15 protein-coding genes and 1 riboswitch are annotated in these 18,098 nt (G+C 47.4%); all 15 genes read left to right on the top strand.

Going from position 1 to position 18,098, the window contains the following annotated elements; all coding sequences use genetic code 11:
- The first annotated feature begins 7 nt into the window (after positions 1-7).
- The 15 genes from ACFO8Q_RS12280 (at position 8) to ACFO8Q_RS12350 (ending at position 18,091) form a co-directional block, all read left to right on the top strand.
- Positions 8-1,171: an FtsW/RodA/SpoVE family cell cycle protein gene (locus tag ACFO8Q_RS12280; RefSeq protein WP_380026071.1), complete on the top strand. Its 1,164-nt coding sequence runs from the start codon at positions 8-10 to the stop codon at positions 1,169-1,171.
- A gap of 83 nt (positions 1,172-1,254) precedes the next feature.
- Positions 1,255-1,437 carry a hypothetical protein gene (locus tag ACFO8Q_RS12285; protein WP_380026072.1) on the top strand — a complete coding sequence of 61 codons (183 nt, stop codon included), beginning with the start codon at positions 1,255-1,257 and terminating at the stop codon, positions 1,435-1,437.
- A 92-nt stretch (positions 1,438-1,529) separates the two neighbouring features.
- Positions 1,530-2,699 carry a pyridoxal phosphate-dependent aminotransferase gene (locus tag ACFO8Q_RS12290; RefSeq protein WP_380026073.1) on the top strand — a complete coding sequence of 390 codons (1,170 nt, stop codon included), beginning with the start codon at positions 1,530-1,532 and terminating at the stop codon, positions 2,697-2,699.
- A 68-nt stretch (positions 2,700-2,767) separates the two neighbouring features.
- Positions 2,768-2,913: riboswitch (SAM riboswitch) on the top strand.
- A 76-nt stretch (positions 2,914-2,989) separates the two neighbouring features.
- Positions 2,990-4,219 (top strand): 2,3-diketo-5-methylthiopentyl-1-phosphate enolase, encoded by a 1,230-nt coding sequence (locus ACFO8Q_RS12295; protein ID WP_380026074.1) that lies wholly within the window; start codon positions 2,990-2,992, stop codon positions 4,217-4,219.
- Positions 4,220-4,221: 2 nt separating this feature from the next.
- A complete protein-coding gene (locus ACFO8Q_RS12300) occupies positions 4,222-4,893 on the top strand; it encodes a 2-hydroxy-3-keto-5-methylthiopentenyl-1-phosphate phosphatase (protein WP_380026075.1) in 672 nt (223 codons plus the stop codon).
- Complete coding sequence (locus ACFO8Q_RS12305; protein ID WP_380026076.1) at positions 4,890-5,570, top strand: methylthioribulose 1-phosphate dehydratase; 681 nt, start codon at positions 4,890-4,892, stop codon at positions 5,568-5,570. The genes ACFO8Q_RS12300 and ACFO8Q_RS12305 overlap by 4 nt, the downstream gene beginning before the upstream one ends.
- Before the next feature lie 14 nt (positions 5,571-5,584).
- A complete protein-coding gene (locus ACFO8Q_RS12310; protein WP_380026077.1) occupies positions 5,585-6,115 on the top strand; it encodes a 1,2-dihydroxy-3-keto-5-methylthiopentene dioxygenase in 531 nt (176 codons plus the stop codon).
- 780 nt (positions 6,116-6,895) lie between these two features.
- A complete protein-coding gene (locus ACFO8Q_RS12315) occupies positions 6,896-9,169 on the top strand; it encodes a molybdopterin-dependent oxidoreductase (RefSeq protein WP_380026078.1) in 2,274 nt (757 codons plus the stop codon).
- Positions 9,170-9,725: 556 nt separating this feature from the next.
- Positions 9,726-9,905, top strand: coding sequence for a sporulation protein Cse60 (locus ACFO8Q_RS12320; protein ID WP_380026079.1), 180 nt, complete (start codon positions 9,726-9,728; stop codon positions 9,903-9,905).
- 607 nt (positions 9,906-10,512) lie between these two features.
- Complete coding sequence (locus ACFO8Q_RS12325; RefSeq protein ID WP_380026080.1) at positions 10,513-11,094, top strand: DUF1802 family protein; 582 nt, start codon at positions 10,513-10,515, stop codon at positions 11,092-11,094.
- A 184-nt stretch (positions 11,095-11,278) separates the two neighbouring features.
- The gene (locus tag ACFO8Q_RS12330) at positions 11,279-14,287 is read left to right on the top strand and encodes an efflux RND transporter permease subunit (protein ID WP_380026081.1); all 3,009 of its coding nucleotides are present in this window, start codon (positions 11,279-11,281) and stop codon (positions 14,285-14,287) included.
- A gap of 62 nt (positions 14,288-14,349) precedes the next feature.
- Positions 14,350-15,303 (top strand): signal peptide peptidase SppA, encoded by a 954-nt coding sequence (sppA, locus tag ACFO8Q_RS12335; protein WP_380026082.1) that lies wholly within the window; start codon positions 14,350-14,352, stop codon positions 15,301-15,303.
- Positions 15,304-15,321: 18 nt separating this feature from the next.
- Positions 15,322-15,750 (top strand): RDD family protein, encoded by a 429-nt coding sequence (locus tag ACFO8Q_RS12340; protein WP_380026083.1) that lies wholly within the window; start codon positions 15,322-15,324, stop codon positions 15,748-15,750.
- 133 nt (positions 15,751-15,883) lie between these two features.
- Positions 15,884-16,105: a hypothetical protein gene (locus tag ACFO8Q_RS12345; protein WP_380026084.1), complete on the top strand. Its 222-nt coding sequence runs from the start codon at positions 15,884-15,886 to the stop codon at positions 16,103-16,105.
- A 618-nt stretch (positions 16,106-16,723) separates the two neighbouring features.
- Positions 16,724-18,091 (top strand): NAD(P)-dependent oxidoreductase, encoded by a 1,368-nt coding sequence (locus tag ACFO8Q_RS12350; protein WP_380026085.1) that lies wholly within the window; start codon positions 16,724-16,726, stop codon positions 18,089-18,091.
- The last annotated feature ends 7 nt before the right edge of the window (positions 18,092-18,098 follow it).

Below are 18,098 nucleotides of genomic sequence, written 5' to 3' on the forward strand. Positions count from 1 at the left end.
GGTGGAGATGTTGGTCAGTCTCGACTGGCTCAAGCGCCATGCCAGAGATTTTGATTTTGTGCTGCTTTTTGTTTTGGTTGCCATTTCCGTTATAAGTTTCCTTGCGGTATACTCTTCAACCATCACACGTCCGGGGTTGGGAGACTACTACCAGAAGCAAATCATCTGGCAGACCTTGGGTTTTGCCGTTTTTTTCGGTCTGGTACTGACTGATTTTCGCATGTTTACCAATACCAGGCTGTTGATGATCGGTTATGGAATTACCATGCTGCTGCTTGTGATCGTGCTGTTTATGCCGGAAATTAACGGACAGAAAAGTTGGATTCCGTTTCCGGGATTCCAATTGCAGCCCTCCGAATTGGGAAAACTGTTTTCCATTTTGGGGATGTCTGCTTATATGGCAAAGGTGAAAGATAAGGAAGAAGAGTTCCGGCTGAAGCATTTTTGGAGAGTGTCGGCCATCTGGTTCGCCCCGCTGTTTCTTATCATGCTGGAGCCCGATCTGGGCCAGGGAATGGTCATGGTCGGATTGTTCAGTGCAATGATGGTACTGTTCTTGAAACGGAAGCTGCTCATTTGGTTCGGGAGCTTGGCCGGTATATTTGTTGTTCTGTATTTCGTGGCGATCTACGCTTTTCCGCAAACGTATCTAAAAGTGGTGGATTTGCTGCCGCTTAAGGAATACCAAAAGGCTCGCTTTCAAGTTGTAATTGATCCGGAAAAAGCCGGTGAATGGGGATACCAGGTGCATCAGGCGATCATAGCGATCGGAAACGGAGGTCTGCCGGGACGAGGTTTAACCGGTGGATCCCAAACACAGGGGGCATTCGTTCCCGAACAGCAAACCGATATGATATTCTCCGCAATCGGAGAGGACTTTGGGTTTATTGGAACCTCCCTGTTGATTATCCTTTTCTTTATAATGCTGCAGCGGATGGTCAAGATTGCAACCTCCACGCCTGACGCGTTTGGTACGTTTTTTATAACTGGCGCGATTGGGATGTTTGGATTCCAGATCTTTGAAAACATTGGGATGAACCTTGCGGTGATGCCCGCCACAGGCATTACGCTCCCATTCGTTTCCTATGGAGGTACGTCCTTGTTGACCAACTTTATTATTATGGGGATTGTACAGTCGGTTGCGATTCGACGGCGGAAGCTGCGGTTCTAAAGTTTTGGGGGCCGTTTATAGATTCACAGCCATTTGGGAATCCTATCCTCATGTTGGAGATTCAGACAGGAGGAGGAAAAGCATTGGACAGGCAGACTCCCGAAATACCGCAGGTCGACCTGCCGGATGAAGTTACCCAGGTCGATATGCCGGAGATAGGGGAAACTACCCCTCATCCGCAAACACCGGATCCACAAGCTGTCACCTTCACCGAGTCTTCCGAGGCTGCGGAAAGAAAAATATCAAAAATTGGATTTGCACCTTGAACAAGCGGGGTTAAATATCCGCTTGTTTTTTTTGTCGAATCGATTTATGATTTTTTTATTTGCAAGGGTTTTTAAGGAAGGGTGGTCTCCTCATGATTTTGCAACCGGCAGATCGGATGCGGCGGCTTCCGGAACAATTTTTCTCGGCGCTTGTGCGAAAAGCGAATTCCTATATAGCAAAAGGGTACGATGTTATCAATTTGGGACAGGGCAACCCGGATTTACCGACACCTCAACATATTGTCGAGTCGATGCGGGAAGCGGTTCTTGATCCGCTCACTCATCGCTATTCTCCGTTCTCGGGCCTCCCGGAACTGAAGGAAGCAATCGCAGACTGGTATAAGGCGGAGTATAATGTGGATCTGGATCCGGCTTCGGAAGTGGCCATTCTGTTCGGAGGAAAAGTCGGACTGGTCGAAATCAGCCAATGTCTCTTAAATAAAGGCGATGTGTGCCTGGTGCCCGACCCGGGATATCCCGACTACTGGTCGGGTGTTGCCATGAGCGGGGCCGAAATGGTGATGATGCCGCTTTTGCGGGAAAACGGGTTTCTGCCGGATTATTCTTTGTTGTCCCAGGAAACGCTGCAGCGGGCAAAGCTGATGTTCCTAAATTACCCGAACAACCCGACTGCCGCTACGGCAAGCGAATCATTTTTCCGGGATACGGTCGAATTTGCTGCAAAAAACGGGATTGTGGCAGCGCATGATTTTGCATATGGTGCGATCGGTTTTGACGGACAAAAGCCGGTATCATTCCTGCAAGTGCCCGGTGCCAAAGAGGTCGGGGTAGAGTTCTATACCATGTCCAAAACCTATAATATGGCGGGCTGGCGGGTTGGATTCGCGCTCGGAAACAAAGATGTGATATCATTGATTAATTTAATTCAAGACCATTATTATGTAAGCCTCTTCCCGGCGATCCAGCGGGCGTCGATCACCGCCTTGAGATCTTCGCAGGATTGCGTTAGACAACTTGTGTCGACCTATGAAAGCCGCCGCGATGTGTTTGTGGGAGGCTTACGGCAACTTGGCTGGGATTGCCCGGCGCCAAAGGGCTCCTTCTTCACATGGGTACCGATTCCGAACGGCATGGGGGCTGTTGAATTCGCAGACTATGTACTGGATCAAGCCCATGTTGTAATGGCTCCCGGAATTGGATTTGGAAAAAGCGGAGAAGGGTACGTGCGAGTTGGTCTTTTAGCACCGGAAGAACGATTGCGGGAAGCGGTCGAACGGCTGAAACAAATAAAAGTCTATTGACATCTTGAATTACCTGTCGTATGATTTCTCTAGTTTAAAATTAACTGAAATTTTCACAACAAATGTGACTCTTATCCAGAGCAGGCTGAGGGACTGGCCCGATGATGCCCGGCAACCGGATACATCCGTGATGGAACGCTTTCCTGTTCTATTCGCAACTTGATGTATCAATGGTGCTAACTCCTGCAGAATCATGGATTCTGAGAGATGAGAGGCGAGGAATTGTTCTCGAGTACGCCTCTTTTTCTTAAAGGAAAAGAGGCGTTTGTGTTTTAAAGGGGGTAGCAATTTTGAGTAACCTGCAACTAGAAGATTATATTGTTGCCACGTATCTGGTTCATGGACGCGGGGGCGATTTTCATAAAAAAGCCCAAGGTATAGCAGTGGGACTGACGGTTGGCTCCTGGACCGATTTGCCCGCAGAACGGCAGGAGCGGATGAAGAAGCACCTGGGGCATGTAGTTTCAGTACAAGAATTGGGTTCCGATGAACAGGGGACTGTCAAAGCGCTGCTTAAAATTGCCTATCCGACAATCAATTTCACACCGGATCTTCCTGCGGTTCTTACTTCCGTTTTCGGAAAGCTGTCGATGGACGGGGCGATCAAATTAATCGATTTGGATTTTCCGGCAGAGTTCACGAAGAACTTCCCGGGGCCGAAGTTTGGCATTGAAGGGGTTCGGAATCGGTTGGGAGTACAGAACCGTCCGCTCCTGATGTCGATTTTCAAATCGTGCATCGGATACGACACGGACACATTGGCCGAACTGTTTTACCAGCAGGCACTGGGCGGAGTCGATCTGGTGAAGGATGATGAAATTTTCTTTGATGATACGTATGCTCCGTTTGAAAAGCGGATTGAAGCGTGCTTGAAAGCGGCTGATCGTGCCTCGGCAGAAACAGGAAAAAAGGTGCTCTATGCGGCGAACCTGACGGCACCGGTAACGGAAATTGTCGATAAGGCGAAGCGGGCGGTTCAAGCGGGCGCAAATGCTCTCCTGTTGAACGTTCTGGCATACGGTTACGATGTCCTGCACCGACTGGCGGCAGATCCGGAAGTAAATGTTCCGATCATGGCCCATCCGGCGTTGGCGGGAGCTCTCTATCCGTCTCCTCAATATGGGATCAGTGCACCGGTTGTATTGGGAAAATTGATGCGGCTTGCCGGTGCCGATTTGGTCCTGTATCCGTCCCCGTATGGATCGGTAGCCATGGAACGTGCGGAAACTCTTGCGATCGCAGAGGAACTCAGAAAGCCGAAGGAAGTACTCAAACCGGCGTTCCCGGTTCCGTCTGCCGGTATTCATCCGGGATTGGTTCCACAACTTTACAATGATCTGGGGAATGACCAGGTGATCAATGCGGGCGGCGGCATTCATGGCCATCCGGGAGGATCTGCTGCTGGCGGTCGGGCTTTTGTCGCGGCGATCGATGCGGTGATTCAGGGACGAACTCTCGAGGATGCAGCCAAAGACAGTGCAGAATTGGCGAAAGCACTTGAACTTTGGGGAGGCAAATGATCGTGGCGAAGCCGATTGTGATTTTCTGCGATTTTGACGGGACCATTACCGAGCGCGACATGATCATGACTCTGATGGAGAAGTTTGCACCTGAAGGATGGGAAACGATTAAGGATGACATTCTGTCGCAGCGAATTCCTGTGCAGGAAGGAGTCGGGAAACTGTTCTCTCTGATTCCGTCGGCCAAGCGCGAAGAGCTTGTGAAGTATGCGGAAGACGCAGTCAAAATTCGCGCAGGCTTTTCCGAATTTGTAACTTATTGCAGGGAGAATGGGATTCAGTTTCTTGTTACGAGCGGGGGAATCGACTTTTTTGTCGGGCCGATCCTGGCTCCTTATGGGGACATCAACAAGATTTACTGCAACGGTTCTGACTTCTCAGGCGAGACGATCCGAATTCTATGGCCGCATGGTTGTGATGAGCGATGCGACGGGGGCTGTGGAATGTGCAAGCCGTCGATTCTCAGGCACTATCCGGCGGATCAATATACAAGAGTTGTAATCGGTGACAGCATCACCGATCTCAAAGCATCGCGACTGGCCGACGTGGTGTTGGCAAGATCCCTGCTGCTTGAGAAATGCAGGGAAGAAGGGCTGCCGCACGAAGCGTTTCAAGATTTTTATGATGTGATGGATTCTATCAAACGATTGCAAACAAAGGGGGTGTCCGTATGAGCCAATACACTTTTTTTCAGGAAGACCGGATTCGCATCGCACAGGAATTAAAGGAGATTGCAGACAACTTCACTCAGAAGGGGTGGCTGCCTGCAACGGCGGGGAACCTGTCGATCAAGTTGAGCGATGAACCGTTGGTGTTTGGAGTGACTGCAAGCGGCAAGGATAAAGAGAATCTGCAGCTGGAGGATATTCTGGCGGTTGATAAAGACTGCAAACCGATTGAACCGACCCGTTTGCGTCCATCCGCTGAAACGATTATTCATTCGAGAATCTACCAAGAGACGGATGCGGGTTCTGTCCTGCACGTTCACACGGTGTATAACAACTTGTTATCTGAACTGTATTTCCGCGAGGGGAAAGTTACGCTGTCGCATATGGAATTGATTAAAGGGCTGGATATCTGGGAGGAAGGCGCCAGTATCGAAGTACCGGTAATCGAAAACTATGCGGACATCCCAAAATTGGCGGAGGAGATCGGCGGACGGCTGGATCCTCGGGTGCCAGGTGTGCTGATCCGAAAACACGGAATCTACGCTTGGGGGAGAACACCTTTTGAAGCCAAGCGGCATGTTGAAGCGCTTGAGTTTATGTTCCATTATCAATTCATGTGGCTGTCGATTCAAAAAAGCGGTGTTTTGCCGCAGAGTACGCCTGCAGCATCGGCGGCAATTTAGAGGAGGAGAAGCAAATGGCACAAATCCGTTTTCATGTGACCAATGAGCGAATTGAAAATCCGGAAGAAGTGGCGAAATATCTGGAAACTCAAGGTGTAATTTACGAGCGGTGGGATATTTCCCGTCTGCAAGGAAACTTAAAGGAAGAGTATGCATTAAGCGATGAGCAAAAGCAGGAGATTCTCAACCTGTTCAAGCCGGAAATCGATGCTCTTTCCGCAAAAAGGGGCTATAAGTCAGCCGACATCGTGGTGCTCTCGGATAAGACCCCGAATTTGGACCAACTGCTTGATATGTTCAAAAAGGAGCATCATCACAGTGAGGACGAAGTCCGCTTCATCGTAGACGGACACGGAATCTTCGCCCTCAAAGGTCCGAAGGACGGCGTGTACTTCGACGTGGAACTGGAAGCGGGCGACCTGATCTCCGTTCCGAACGGCACACGCCACTGGTTTACATTAATGGAAGACCGCAAGGTGAAAGCGATCCGTATATTTGAATCTACTGAAGGCTGGGCTGCCATTTACGATCAGCCGGGGTATTGATAGGCGGACACCACCCGAGTCTTTATGGAGGAACATAAGTTTCGACAAAATTCTTCCAATTCTTCCAATTCTTCAAATAACGTTTACCTTGTTGTTACGTGGTTGTAACAATCCCTCTTTATACTAGTCTTTGGAAAGGCTGAATATGAAACTTGACCAGGGAGGTTATGTTGAAACATGTATTATTCCCATGACAAAAACACTAACGAATGGGTTGTAAAAAGTGGGGAAATTGTGATAGCCATATTTGAGACAGAAATTCAATGCCTCGAATTTATGTATACATTGTAAGACGCCAATCCGGCGTTTTTTTATTTTTGGAGTCAAAAGAAAACCTCACTTAAAGGTGAGGATATTGTCAAATGGAGGGTAATTACTTTTTGGGGTTTTGATTTTGGTTCGTGTTTTGATTTTGCTGTTGGGGGGGAGTAAGTATGGAAGGGGGAGTTGTTAGTACCTTCCAAAGTTCCTTTAATAAATCTTTCATTTTTGGATCTGACATTGCATCACTTCCTATTATTCATCGGTTGTTTTTACTTATAATGTATGAGGAGATGAGATGGAAGGAGTGGACGAATAGACAACCCATTGAAAGTCGCAGAGAAGAATCATAGAACGACAGGTGAATAAACTTGGGACGAATTCATCGAAATAGCAGTCAATTTCTTAGTTGAAAGAATATTCTAAAAGGAGTATAGTAGAAGGAAGAAATACCGACCGGTTAGTACAGTCGGTCGATCTCATTTTCGGTGTACCTTGTTAAAAGGCAGGAGGGAAGTTATGAAGAAAGTCCATTACAGAACCTGTCCTCTTTGTGAAGCTACTTGCGGCTTGGAAATTCATACTCAGAATGAAGAAGTGCTGACAATTCGCGGAGACTCTGAAGATCCATTCAGTCGGGGCTATTTGTGTCCAAAGGGATATAGTTTAAAAGAGTTCCATGCAGATCCTGACCGTGTTAAACAACCGATGATCCGTCGGGGAACGGAATGGCACGTGGCAACATGGAAAGAGGCATTTGCAGAGATTCGCAACCAAATGAGACCTATTATAGAAAAGTACGGAGCCGATTCTGTAGGGATCTATCTTGGGAATCCCAACGTTCATAACTTGTCCGGCCAACTTTACAATCCTATGCTCATACGTGCAATAGGGACCCGAAACAGATTTTCCGCAAGTACTGTGGATCAAATTCCTAAACAATTGGCAGCCGAGATGATGTTTGGAGGAGATTTCAGTATCCCGATACCTGATGTGGATCGTACGGATTATCTGCTGATGATCGGTGCAAATCCGTTGGTATCCAACGGCTCGCTCATGACCGCACCGAATATGAGATCGAGAATCAAGGCGTTAAAAAATCGGGGCGGCAGGTTGGTGGTAATCGATCCTGTGCGCACTCTGACTGCAAAAGAGGCGAATGAACACCACTTTATCCGTCCTGGAACTGATGCTTTATTTCTCTTTGCGCTCATTCACTCCCTTTTCGAACATGGATGGGTGAATCCGGGAAGGTTGGAAGAACACGTGGTCGGTTTAGATGAAGTTCGAGCATTAGCCCAAGACTTCTCTCCCGAAGCAGTGTCTGCTTCCTGTGGAATCCCTGCCGAAACCATCCGGCGAATGGCTCGTGAGATTGCTTCTGCGCCGACAGCCGCTGTGTATGGCAGAATGGGGACATGTACACAGGCTTTTGGAACAATGAACAGCTGGCTGGTCGATGTAGTGAATATTTTAACCGGAAACTTGGATCGCGCAGGTGGAGTTATGTTTACAAAGCCTGCTGCAGGAGGAAATTCGAGTGGCCAGCCAGGCAGCAAACGCAGAATCCGCTACGGAAGGTTTCGCAGTCGGGTTCGCAAGATGCCGGAAGTTTTAGGGGAGTTGCCAGTTGTATGTATGGCCGAAGAGATGGAAGTGCCCGGCCCCGGACAAATCAAAGCGTTCCTTACAATTGCGGGAAATCCGGCTCTTTCTACTCCGAACGGGAATCGGCTGCAGAAAGCTTTAGAGAAGCTGGAGTTCATGGTCAGTGTGGATTGTTACCTGAATGAAACAACCAGACATGCGAACGTGTTCCTTCCCGCACCTTCACCGTTAGAACACTCTCATTACGATCTAGCATTTTACCATCTATCTGTACGAAATATTGGTCACTATTCCCAACCTGTTTTTGAATTAGCGTCCGATCAACTTGATGAGTGGGAGATCCTCCTGAATCTGGCGACTGCTTTGAATGAAAAAGATCTTGGCAGTGATCCGGTAAAGGCTCTTGACGATTTCGCTGTTATGCAGATGATCGAAAAAGAGGTCAAAAATCCAAACTCACCGATAGAGGGTCGGGAACCAATGGGAATTTTGGCTCAACTGAAGGCTGAACGGGGCCCTGAAAGGATGCTTGACTTTTTACTTCGGGTGGGGCCGTATGGTGACCACTTCGGATCCAAGCCGGATGGCCTGAATCTGGATGTCCTGAAAGCAAATCCGCACGGCATTGACCTTGGGCCATTGGAACCTCGAATTCCGGAAATTTTGGGTACTCCCTCAGGCAAAATTGAATTAGCCCCTGATCCGCTGGTGGAGGATGTAGAGAGGCTTCGGGCAATGCTTCAGAATTCACCTCAAAATCATATGGTTTTGGTTGGGAGACGCAATCTGCGTTCCAACAACTCATGGCTTCATAACCTAGAGCCATTGGTGAAGGGAGACAATCGATGCACACTTTGGATTCATCCCGACGATGCAGCCCGTTTCGGACTCTCAAACGGAGAACACGCGACAGTTGCTTCGCGAACAGGGAAGATCGAGGTTCCCGTTCAGATCACCAATGAGATCATGCCAGGCGTCATAAGCATTCCACATGGCTGGGGCCATAATCTTCCCGGTATCCGTCTTGAAACTGCTAAACAATATGCCGGCGTCAACTCAAACATAATATCGGATGAACTGGCCGTAGACGAAATATCCGGGAATGCGGTGTTGAATGGTATTCCTGTCAAAGTCGAGAAATATCAACCAGAAATGGTAGAGAGCGTATCCCCCTTAATAAAATGAGGGGGAGTACCTTTCATGAAAAAATAACCGCTCAATTCCGAGCGGTCACACAACAAACATTTTATAAAGGATGGCCGCTGCATAAACAGCTGCGATTCCGACTCCGATCAAAATCTTTGTATTTGTGCTTAACATCATGGTTCCTCACCACCTCTCCAACCATTACTATATACGAAATAAAATTGAATTTTCCTGCTGATTCGACAAGAATTTCATCAGGCAATATTTCCCTTTTGCACATCGGAAATACAAAACCGCCGTATTCGTCCCGGACGATCACGGCGGTCTTTTTGTCTCATATTACTTTACAGTCTTCTGCGACGGTAGTTTACTACCAATCTTAAACTGAAAATCAGAACAGCAAGTAAAACGATGGTCAATATGATTGTGATCAATGTCGGCATCTTCCCTACACTCCTTTTGCGTTAGTTTTTCCAAAGGAGTTTCCAAAAAATATATGACTATACATCCCGAACAGACGAGGGCCTAAGCGTACTAGATCCGGGCTTTTGACCATATAAAGAAGTAAGACCAAAAAGGAGAGGGTGATCCGCAAGTGGTGCAAGTGAAAGAATTTGTTGATGGCAGTTATACCGGATCCGCAGAAAAACAAGCAAACCAGTTTCTCGCCACTTTAAGGGATGAACAGATCGTCGAAGTAAAATATGCTTTGATCAACAGGGGAGACAATCATCTTGATAAAACGGGGATCTTGGTGATTTATAAGACGGAATGAACAAGGCTTGCGACACAGTGAGATGTCATGACTTCATGACATCTTTTTTGGGGGCCTAAAACTTTGATTTCATTCGACGTTGTGGTGCTGCCTCCCCTTTTGAAGAATAACGGATTTTCAATCCGTTATTTCAAAAAACGCTACCCAAAATATCAAAATAAGTACCTGAAAGTCCGCTATTTCCCACGGGCGAGTCATTTTCCCAAGGAGGAGTCAATCACTGCACACCGAACCCATCATCACAACAGACCGAGACTCCAGAACTGGGTCAAACCCAGTAACTGGTGTCGTATAGAATTCCGCCTTCGGCGACTTTTTTAATTTTCCCATTTGAATCGAAAGGACCAAAGATTTCTGGCTAATTGGCGCTGGTGTGCTGGCGGGACCGTTTGGTGTTGCAGTCAGGAAAGATTAGTGTACACGCTTATCCGGTGCTGATGACGATAACAAATTTGATAGGATTTCAAACATAATGGTGTCCCGGATAGCCCCCAAATGGTAACATGTTTACAGATCTGATCTGTCTATACTACTTTTATTACAGGATTCTGGTGTAAACAGTTTCGTTCATGCACCGGATGCCTACGCGAAGGAAAGGAGGCAGTTTATGTCACACATACCACCTGTTGCCCTTAAAGAGTGGGCGGTAGCAATCAAAGCTCTGGACGAAGGGAAACAGATTTTATTGATCCGCAAAGGTGGCATTCGGGAAGAGACCAGGGATTTCCGGTTGCAGGAAAACACTTTTTTCCTCTACCCCACCTACGAGCATCAGAAGGCGAATCTGATCAAACAGGAATTTCAGAGCGATTTGGAGGAGACCTTAACGGACTTCGATCCAACAAAACAGGAGACGGTCACAATCACTCATTACGCCAAAGTTGTCGAGGATATCGAACTTTACGACGAAGAGACCTTGTCAGAATTGGCACCCCACTATATTTATACCACCAGCTATGCGGCAGAACGGCTGCACTGGAAGAAAACCAAACCGCTTCATGTGCTGCCGGTTCGGGCCTATCGGCTTACCAACCCAGTGTCGATTCCGGTTAAAGAGCAATATCTGGGCTGCTTTTCTTGGATTCCCCTTGAGGACATGCTCCCGGATGTCGATGCTGTACCTGTTCTGTCTGATGATGAATTCGGGCAGAAGCTGCAACAGGTAAAATTGATCTTGAAGGAGGTTTGAAAAAACTGGTTCGGAAATTCCCCTCACAATTTTACACCAGTTGTGAGGGGATTTCTTTTTGTCGTGTACAGGAAAAATTTTCATTTCAAATTGTGAAAAACTGAAACCTTCTGCCATATGATTCGTATGTAATATCTGGATACAAGGAAGTTCCAATACATAAACCGATTGGAGTGAAAAATCCATGACTTGGTTTACAAAATGGGCATTTAAAAACAAAGCTTCTGTTATTCTGATGGTGATACTGACGTTGGGGCTTGGGTTGATGAGTTACTTTATTCTTCCCAAGGAGTTCCTGCCGGCTGCTGACAATCCAATGGTGACCGTAACAGTGACAGGTCCAGGGTTTGATGCTGATTCGATGCTGCAGCAGGTAACGGAACCTATCGAAAAAGCGGTCAATTCCGCAAAAGGTAAGAAAAACGTGTTTTCGGTCACAGGTGACGGGTATTCAAAGATCGATATCGGGTTTGACTCAAACGTCGATATGAAAGATGCAAAAACGGAAGTGCAGGAACTCGTCAATGCGGTGAAACTGCCTGAGGGAGTTTCAAAACCCTATTTTCTGCAGTTGAATACCTCGATGATTCCGGTGGGGGAGGTCAGTCTTACGTTTCAAGACGGTCTGTCCCGTCAGAATATGGAAACGGCGGAAAACCAAATCGTTCCGGTGTTTAAAGGAATCAAAGGTGTTTCCGACGTAATTTTGTATGGAAAGAAGAACACCCAAGTGGTTGTCAAATTGGATAAAGACAAGATGGCGGCAAATAAAGTGCCAATGCAGGCTTTGCTGGGAGGTCTTCAGGCAAACAATCTGGCCGTTGCGGTCGGCGAAGAAACACTGGATGGGAAAACTGCAAACCTGAAAGTTGTTGCAAATTTAAATGATATCAAAGCACTTGAGGATTTTTACGTTGTCCCCCAGGTACGCCTGAAGGATCTGGCAAGTGTTGAGGTTGTGAAAGATACAAAAAGTATTGCCCGCCTCAACGGGAAAGAAGCGATGGACATTATCATTCAAAAAGACGTCAGTTCGAACGCGGTGAAAATCGGAGAAGAAGTGAAGAAAGCGATTGAAGAGGTCAACAAGGAACATGGACCAGGTATTCAAGCATCCCTTTTATGGGCCACCTCCGACATGGTCGTAACTTCTGTCAACACCATGATGCAGGAAGTCCTGATGGGAGCGTTTTTTGCAACGATTGTGATTCTGTTGTTCCTTCGGAATTTGCGAATGACCTTTATTACGATTGTCAGCATACCGTTATCGTTGGGTCTCACCCTGTTTCTGTTATCCCTGTCGGGAATTACCTTGAATCTTTTGACATTGGGTGCGGTAGCTGCAGCGGTAGGTCGACTGGTCGATGACAGTATTGTGGTGATCGAAAACATTTATCGTAAAGCGCAGCAGGGGCAGATCTCTAAAGAATTAATACTAGAATCCACAAAAGAGGTGGCAGCCGCAATCACTTCTTCTACGCTGACCACTGTAGCCGTATTTTTACCGATGGGGCTGGTAAAATCCATGCAGGAACTGCTCCTGCCGTTCGCTCTGACCATTACGTATTCACTCCTGTCATCCTTGATCGTTGCCTTAACGGTTGTCCCGCTAATGAGTGCAGGTCTTCTGAAAAAAGGGAAACTGCGGGAACATAGAAAACCTGAGCGGTATATGCGGCTCCTTGCATGGTCGTTAAACCACAAATGGGTTCCGCTCGTGATGTCCTTTGTGTTATTGGTTGGCTCAATCGGCTTGTATGCGGTTATGCCAAAAGCGGCTGTTGATTCATCCAACAGTTCTTTCATGCAGGTAGCACTTTCCTATCCGACCGAAACTCCTTACGAGAAAGTGAAAGAGGGAGCATTGCAGCTCGAAAAATTCATTATGGAACAGGCGGAAGTCAAAGATGTGTTCATGATGTTGGGAACGAACGAGGAAGATGCAAAATGGGGCCAGGTGAAATCCCCTACCCTGGTGCAATATGTCGCGACGATGAAGAAAGACGTCAATGCCGATCATTTTGCACAGCAGGTCAGAAGTCAGAAATCGAAATATGCCGGGGCAGATCTGTCGGTTGATGTCATGTCGATGACGGGTGGCAGTGGATCGAACATTCACCTTGATTTGATTGGAAAGAATCCAAAGGATCTGATTCAAGCTTCCAATACTGTAATGAACGAGGTTAAGGGCATTCCAGGTGTTGAGAAAGTAACCACCAATCAAAAAGAACTGAAACCGGTCTATACTATAGTAGTGAATCCTGCAAAAGCAAATCCGCAGGAAGTCGCAATGCAGATTCGTTCGCTTCTCAATCCGACTCCGATCGGAATGATGAAGCTGGATGGAAAAGACACCGTCGTGCTGTTGGACAGTTCCCTGAATCCTACTTCCGAAGAGGATCTATCTAAAATCGAGGCAGCAACCAGAGAAGGTGCCGTCCCGCTGAGTTCGATCGCTAAGATTGAAAGATCCGAGAAACCAAGTACCATTTTGAAAAAAGATGGCCAGGAATATGTACGGGTCACGGCGGCAGTAGATCCGAAAAAGCTGTCCGATATTTCAAAAGAGATTGCGGTGAAAACCGGTGTATTGTCGCTGCCGGATGGAGTCACGTTGAAAACCGGTGGGGCAGTTGAATTGCAAGCGGATCAATTCAGTGAATTGTTCCAAACGATGGCGGCATCCATCGGGGTTGTCTACTTGATAATGGTCATGACATTCAAAACTTTACGAGCTCCGTTGGCAATCTTGTTTACCCTGCCGCTTGCTGCGATAGGGGCTGTGCTTGGTTTGTTGATTACCAATACTCCAGTTGATCCGAACTCCATGATTGGAGCCTTGATGTTGATCGGAATTGTGGTGACGAACGCGATCGTACTGTTGGATCGCGTGAAGCAAAACGAGGAAACCATGACGATCCGGGAAGCTCTTATTGAAGCCGGGGCCACTCGGATGCGGCCGATCATGATGACCGCAGTTGCCACCATTTTTGCCATGATTCCGCTTTTGTTTGGGGAAGCTGAGATGGGCAGTCTTGTATCGAAAAGCTTGGCAGTTGTAGTCATCGGAGGGTTGTCTGCAGCCACTCTGTTGACGCTTGTAATTATCCCGGTGGTGTATGAATTGCTGCACTTCCGAAAAGCTAAGAAGCAGCGTCTGGCACAAGCTGAATTGGTTTCTTTGTCACAATAAAACGGCGGGGGGTGCTTAGAGGCACTCCCTTCTGTCTAAAATGAACAGATGAGGTGAGAATTATGGGCCGTAAAGGTTGGGCTTGGACCATCATTGGCAGTATGTTTGTACTATTGATCCTGGTTCTGGCAGTAAAAGGACAAGGACTTTCAGCAAGCGGGTCTCCCCATAAATGGGAAGAAAATCTGGTGGAAGGAAGCGGTCGGAACAAAATTGTTCAATTAACCGTTGACGGAGTAATCGCCCAAAATGCGGGTTTTACCAGCGACTTCAACTCGGTCGATTTTATCTCCCAGCTGGATCAAGCGATGAAAGACGAGAACGTGAAAGCGGTAGTCATTCGAGTGAACAGCCCCGGCGGGGAAGTGGTTGCATCGGATGAAATCCACAACAAAATCATGGAGATGAAAAAAAGGGGCAACCCGGTTATCGTCAGCATGGGCGCCGTAGCTGCTTCCGGAGGCTACTATATCTCGGCTCCCGCCGATCGCATTTTCGCCAATCCGGCTACATTAACGGGCAGCCTCGGGGTAATCTTCTCGATCCCCAATTACCAGAAAACGGCCGATTGGCTTGGATATAAGGAGAATGTCATCAAAAGCGGCCAGTACAAAGATATTGGAAATCCGCTTCGGGAAATGACTGAAGGGGAACGGGCGGTGTTTCAAAAACTTGTGGATGAAAGTTACCAGCAATTTGTGAATATAATCTCCAATGGCCGTCAGATTCCGAAAGAACAAGTTTTGAAAATTGCGGACGGCCGGGTTTATTCCGGACAGCAAGCGAAAGAGCTGAACCTGATCGACGAATTCGGATCTCTGGAAGATGCCACCAGGTATGCAATAAAGAAAGCCGGGCTTGAGAAAGCTAAGGTTGTGAAATATGAACCCAAGTTTTCTTTCGGTTCCATCCTGTCCGGCAAGCAGGAAGCCGAATCCCTGCTTACGAAACTATTGCAGGGGGCAGCTCCAAGAATCTCTCAGGAACCTCGGCTATTATACCTATTTCAACCATAATGAAAGGGGAATTTAGGAATGGAACCAAATGAAATTGTGAGTGAGGAAACCAGGTACGCTGGATTTTGGATTCGATTCGGGGCAAATTTTTTGGATTTTCTTGTTTTAACGGGATTTACTATTCTCGTCTACGTTTTGTTGGATGTTGATTTTATGAATCCTCCCCTCGGAGTCGAGTTAACACTTAACCTGATAAACGTCCTTTATTTCGTTGGATTGACCGCCCTCTACGGTCAGACCTTAGGTAAGATGGCGGTCGGGATTCGGGTCATTAAACAAGATGGCCGCAAAGTATCCTGGGGAACCGCTCTGCTTCGCGAAATCATTGGAAAGTTGGTTTCCGCAATCATATTGATGATCGGGTATATCATGGCTGCGTTCGATTCGAAAAAGAGGGCATTGCACGATCGCATTGCAGATACTTATGTTGTGAAGGTAAAGCGGTAATCCTAAATGGGAAGGGGAGTGTCCTGGTGATGCTCCCGTTTTTATTTCCAGCGCGAAAGCAGGAATCGGTAACTGATCTATTGAAAATGATCTTCAAGAACATGGATTCCCTCAGTAAAGGAGGCTGTTTTTCATGGAGTTTGGGTCTGTCTCATCTTTTGAATCAATATTTCGTGAAAAGGTTGCGGATTCGAATTGCAAGGCTTTAGACTTGCATCTCACTTTTATTGGGGTTGTTCGACAGATTCTGGCGGAACCTGGGATTCCGGATTCTCAGAGACTTCAACTGCTGCAAAACGCAAATACGGCATATGAAAAAGTGTTTTATGGGATGAAATCTGTTCACAAACAGTGAGAAAGAAGTATCTGAGCGTCCAGACTCGCCACGGAAAATGTAAGATCCCCTAGAAATCAGGCAGAGGTGATCGGAATGTGGATGTTAGGCTTTTTCGTAGGAGTCGTGTTGATTCTCTCTGTGGTTTTTTTGATCCCCGCCATCAAAGCGAAATCGTGGGAATTCTCGCTGTTGAGCGGGATTTTGTTGTTTCTTCCCTCGTGGTTGCTCCATGGGGCTCCCGCATTTCAATGGGTGATAGGGGTTCCGTTGGTTCACTTCGTTTTAGCGATAGTTTTTTATGTTCGGCGACAGGAATAGGGGGATCAAATTTGCGCCTGTGATCGCTGCCGGACCTTTTGCTGCTTATTTCGAGTTGACTCCCTGCTCCAGAACTAGGGGTCTATTTTTTATTTCGACAGCCCCCGTTTTACAAAATGTAAAACAGTTTTAACCAAAAAGATTACAACGCGTCCAGGAATCTTTTTGGAAACAGGCTTGTAAAATAAACCGAATGGAAAAACTCCGGACAAATCCTCTCAACATTTTTCAAGATCTCTCCAATCATTCTATCTACCAGTACGATCCAGTGCAGATTTCTCAAGATGAAAAATTAAATACTGCTAAGGGGGTACCAGAATGGCCCGGGAAGTGTTCGTCCCTGTCACCGAACTTAGTGCCAATTTTGCCGAAGTCATCCCGGCACTGAAGCCGAAAGAAGCGATTGATGAGGCAAACCGCTGCTTGTATTGCTATGATGCGCCCTGTATTAAAGCATGTCCGACAGGCATTGATATTCCGTCTTTTATCAAAAAAATTGCAACGGGGAATCTGTACGGGTCCGCCAAGACCATTATGGAATCCAACCCAGTTGGGGCAAGTTGTGCGAGAGTTTGCCCAACCTCGGAACTGTGTGAGGGGGCTTGCGTACTGAACGATGCATCCAAACCGATCATGATTGGGCTGCTGCAGAGGCACGCAACCGATTGGGCGATCCAGAACAATGCGGTCTTATTCCAGCCCGGGGAACAAAATGGACGGAAAGTGGCGATTGTCGGGGGAGGACCGGCGGGCTTGTCGGCTGCACGGGAACTGGCAAGACTCGGTTATGCAGTAACGATTTACGAGGCGAAAGAGAAAGCGGGAGGACTTAATACTTATGGCATCGTTTCGTTCCGTCTGCCTCAAGAGATTGCGCTGTGGGAAGTGGAACAGGTGGAGGCCCTCGGCGTGCAATTCCGCTATGGAGTCAAAGTGGGGCTTGATGTAAGCCCACAAGACTTACTGGATCACTATGATGCAGTACTGCTCGCGGCAGGAATGGGGTCTGTGCCTCAGTTAGGCATTGAAGGAGAAAGTCTTGAGGGAGTGCTTGATGCAATTGCGCTAGTCGAAGAGACAAAAACGAAACCATTGTCCACCGATTTTGTCGGTAAAAAAGTGGCTGTCATCGGAGCCGGAAATACAGCAATTGACGCCGCCACTTGCTCTAAGCGACTTGGGGCTGCTCAAGTTCAAATTTTTTACCGTCGCACACAGAAAGAGATGACCGCATACGAGTTTGAATTTGAGTTCGCTAAACAGGATGGGGTGGAGTTCCGCTGGCTGGTCGCACCCAAACGAATACTGGGCAGAGATGGGAAGGTGACGGGGCTTGAGTTGATTCGGATGGAACTGGGAGACCCGGACGAAAAAGGACGCAGACGGCCACTCCCTGTTCCAAACAGTGAATTTACGATAGAGATTGATTACGTAATTAAAGCCATCGGGCAAGAGCGGCAGATTCCGCTGATCGAAGCGTTTCGCCTCGCACATACCAATGGAATCCCCTTGGTAGAACCAGACAGTTATCAAACCTCCCAACCTAATGTCTTCGCCGCAGGTGATTTCATATTTGAGGGTGGAAAAACGGACGCAATGGTGGTCGATGCGGCGCAACAAGGCAAGAAAGCCGCTTATGCAATTCACTCCACATTGGAAGAACGATCCTCTGGATCAACGCAGTAAGGAGGCG

The organism is Effusibacillus consociatus, assembly GCF_042652925.1.
GTDB lineage: Bacteria > Bacillota > Bacilli > Tumebacillales > Effusibacillaceae > Effusibacillus > Effusibacillus consociatus.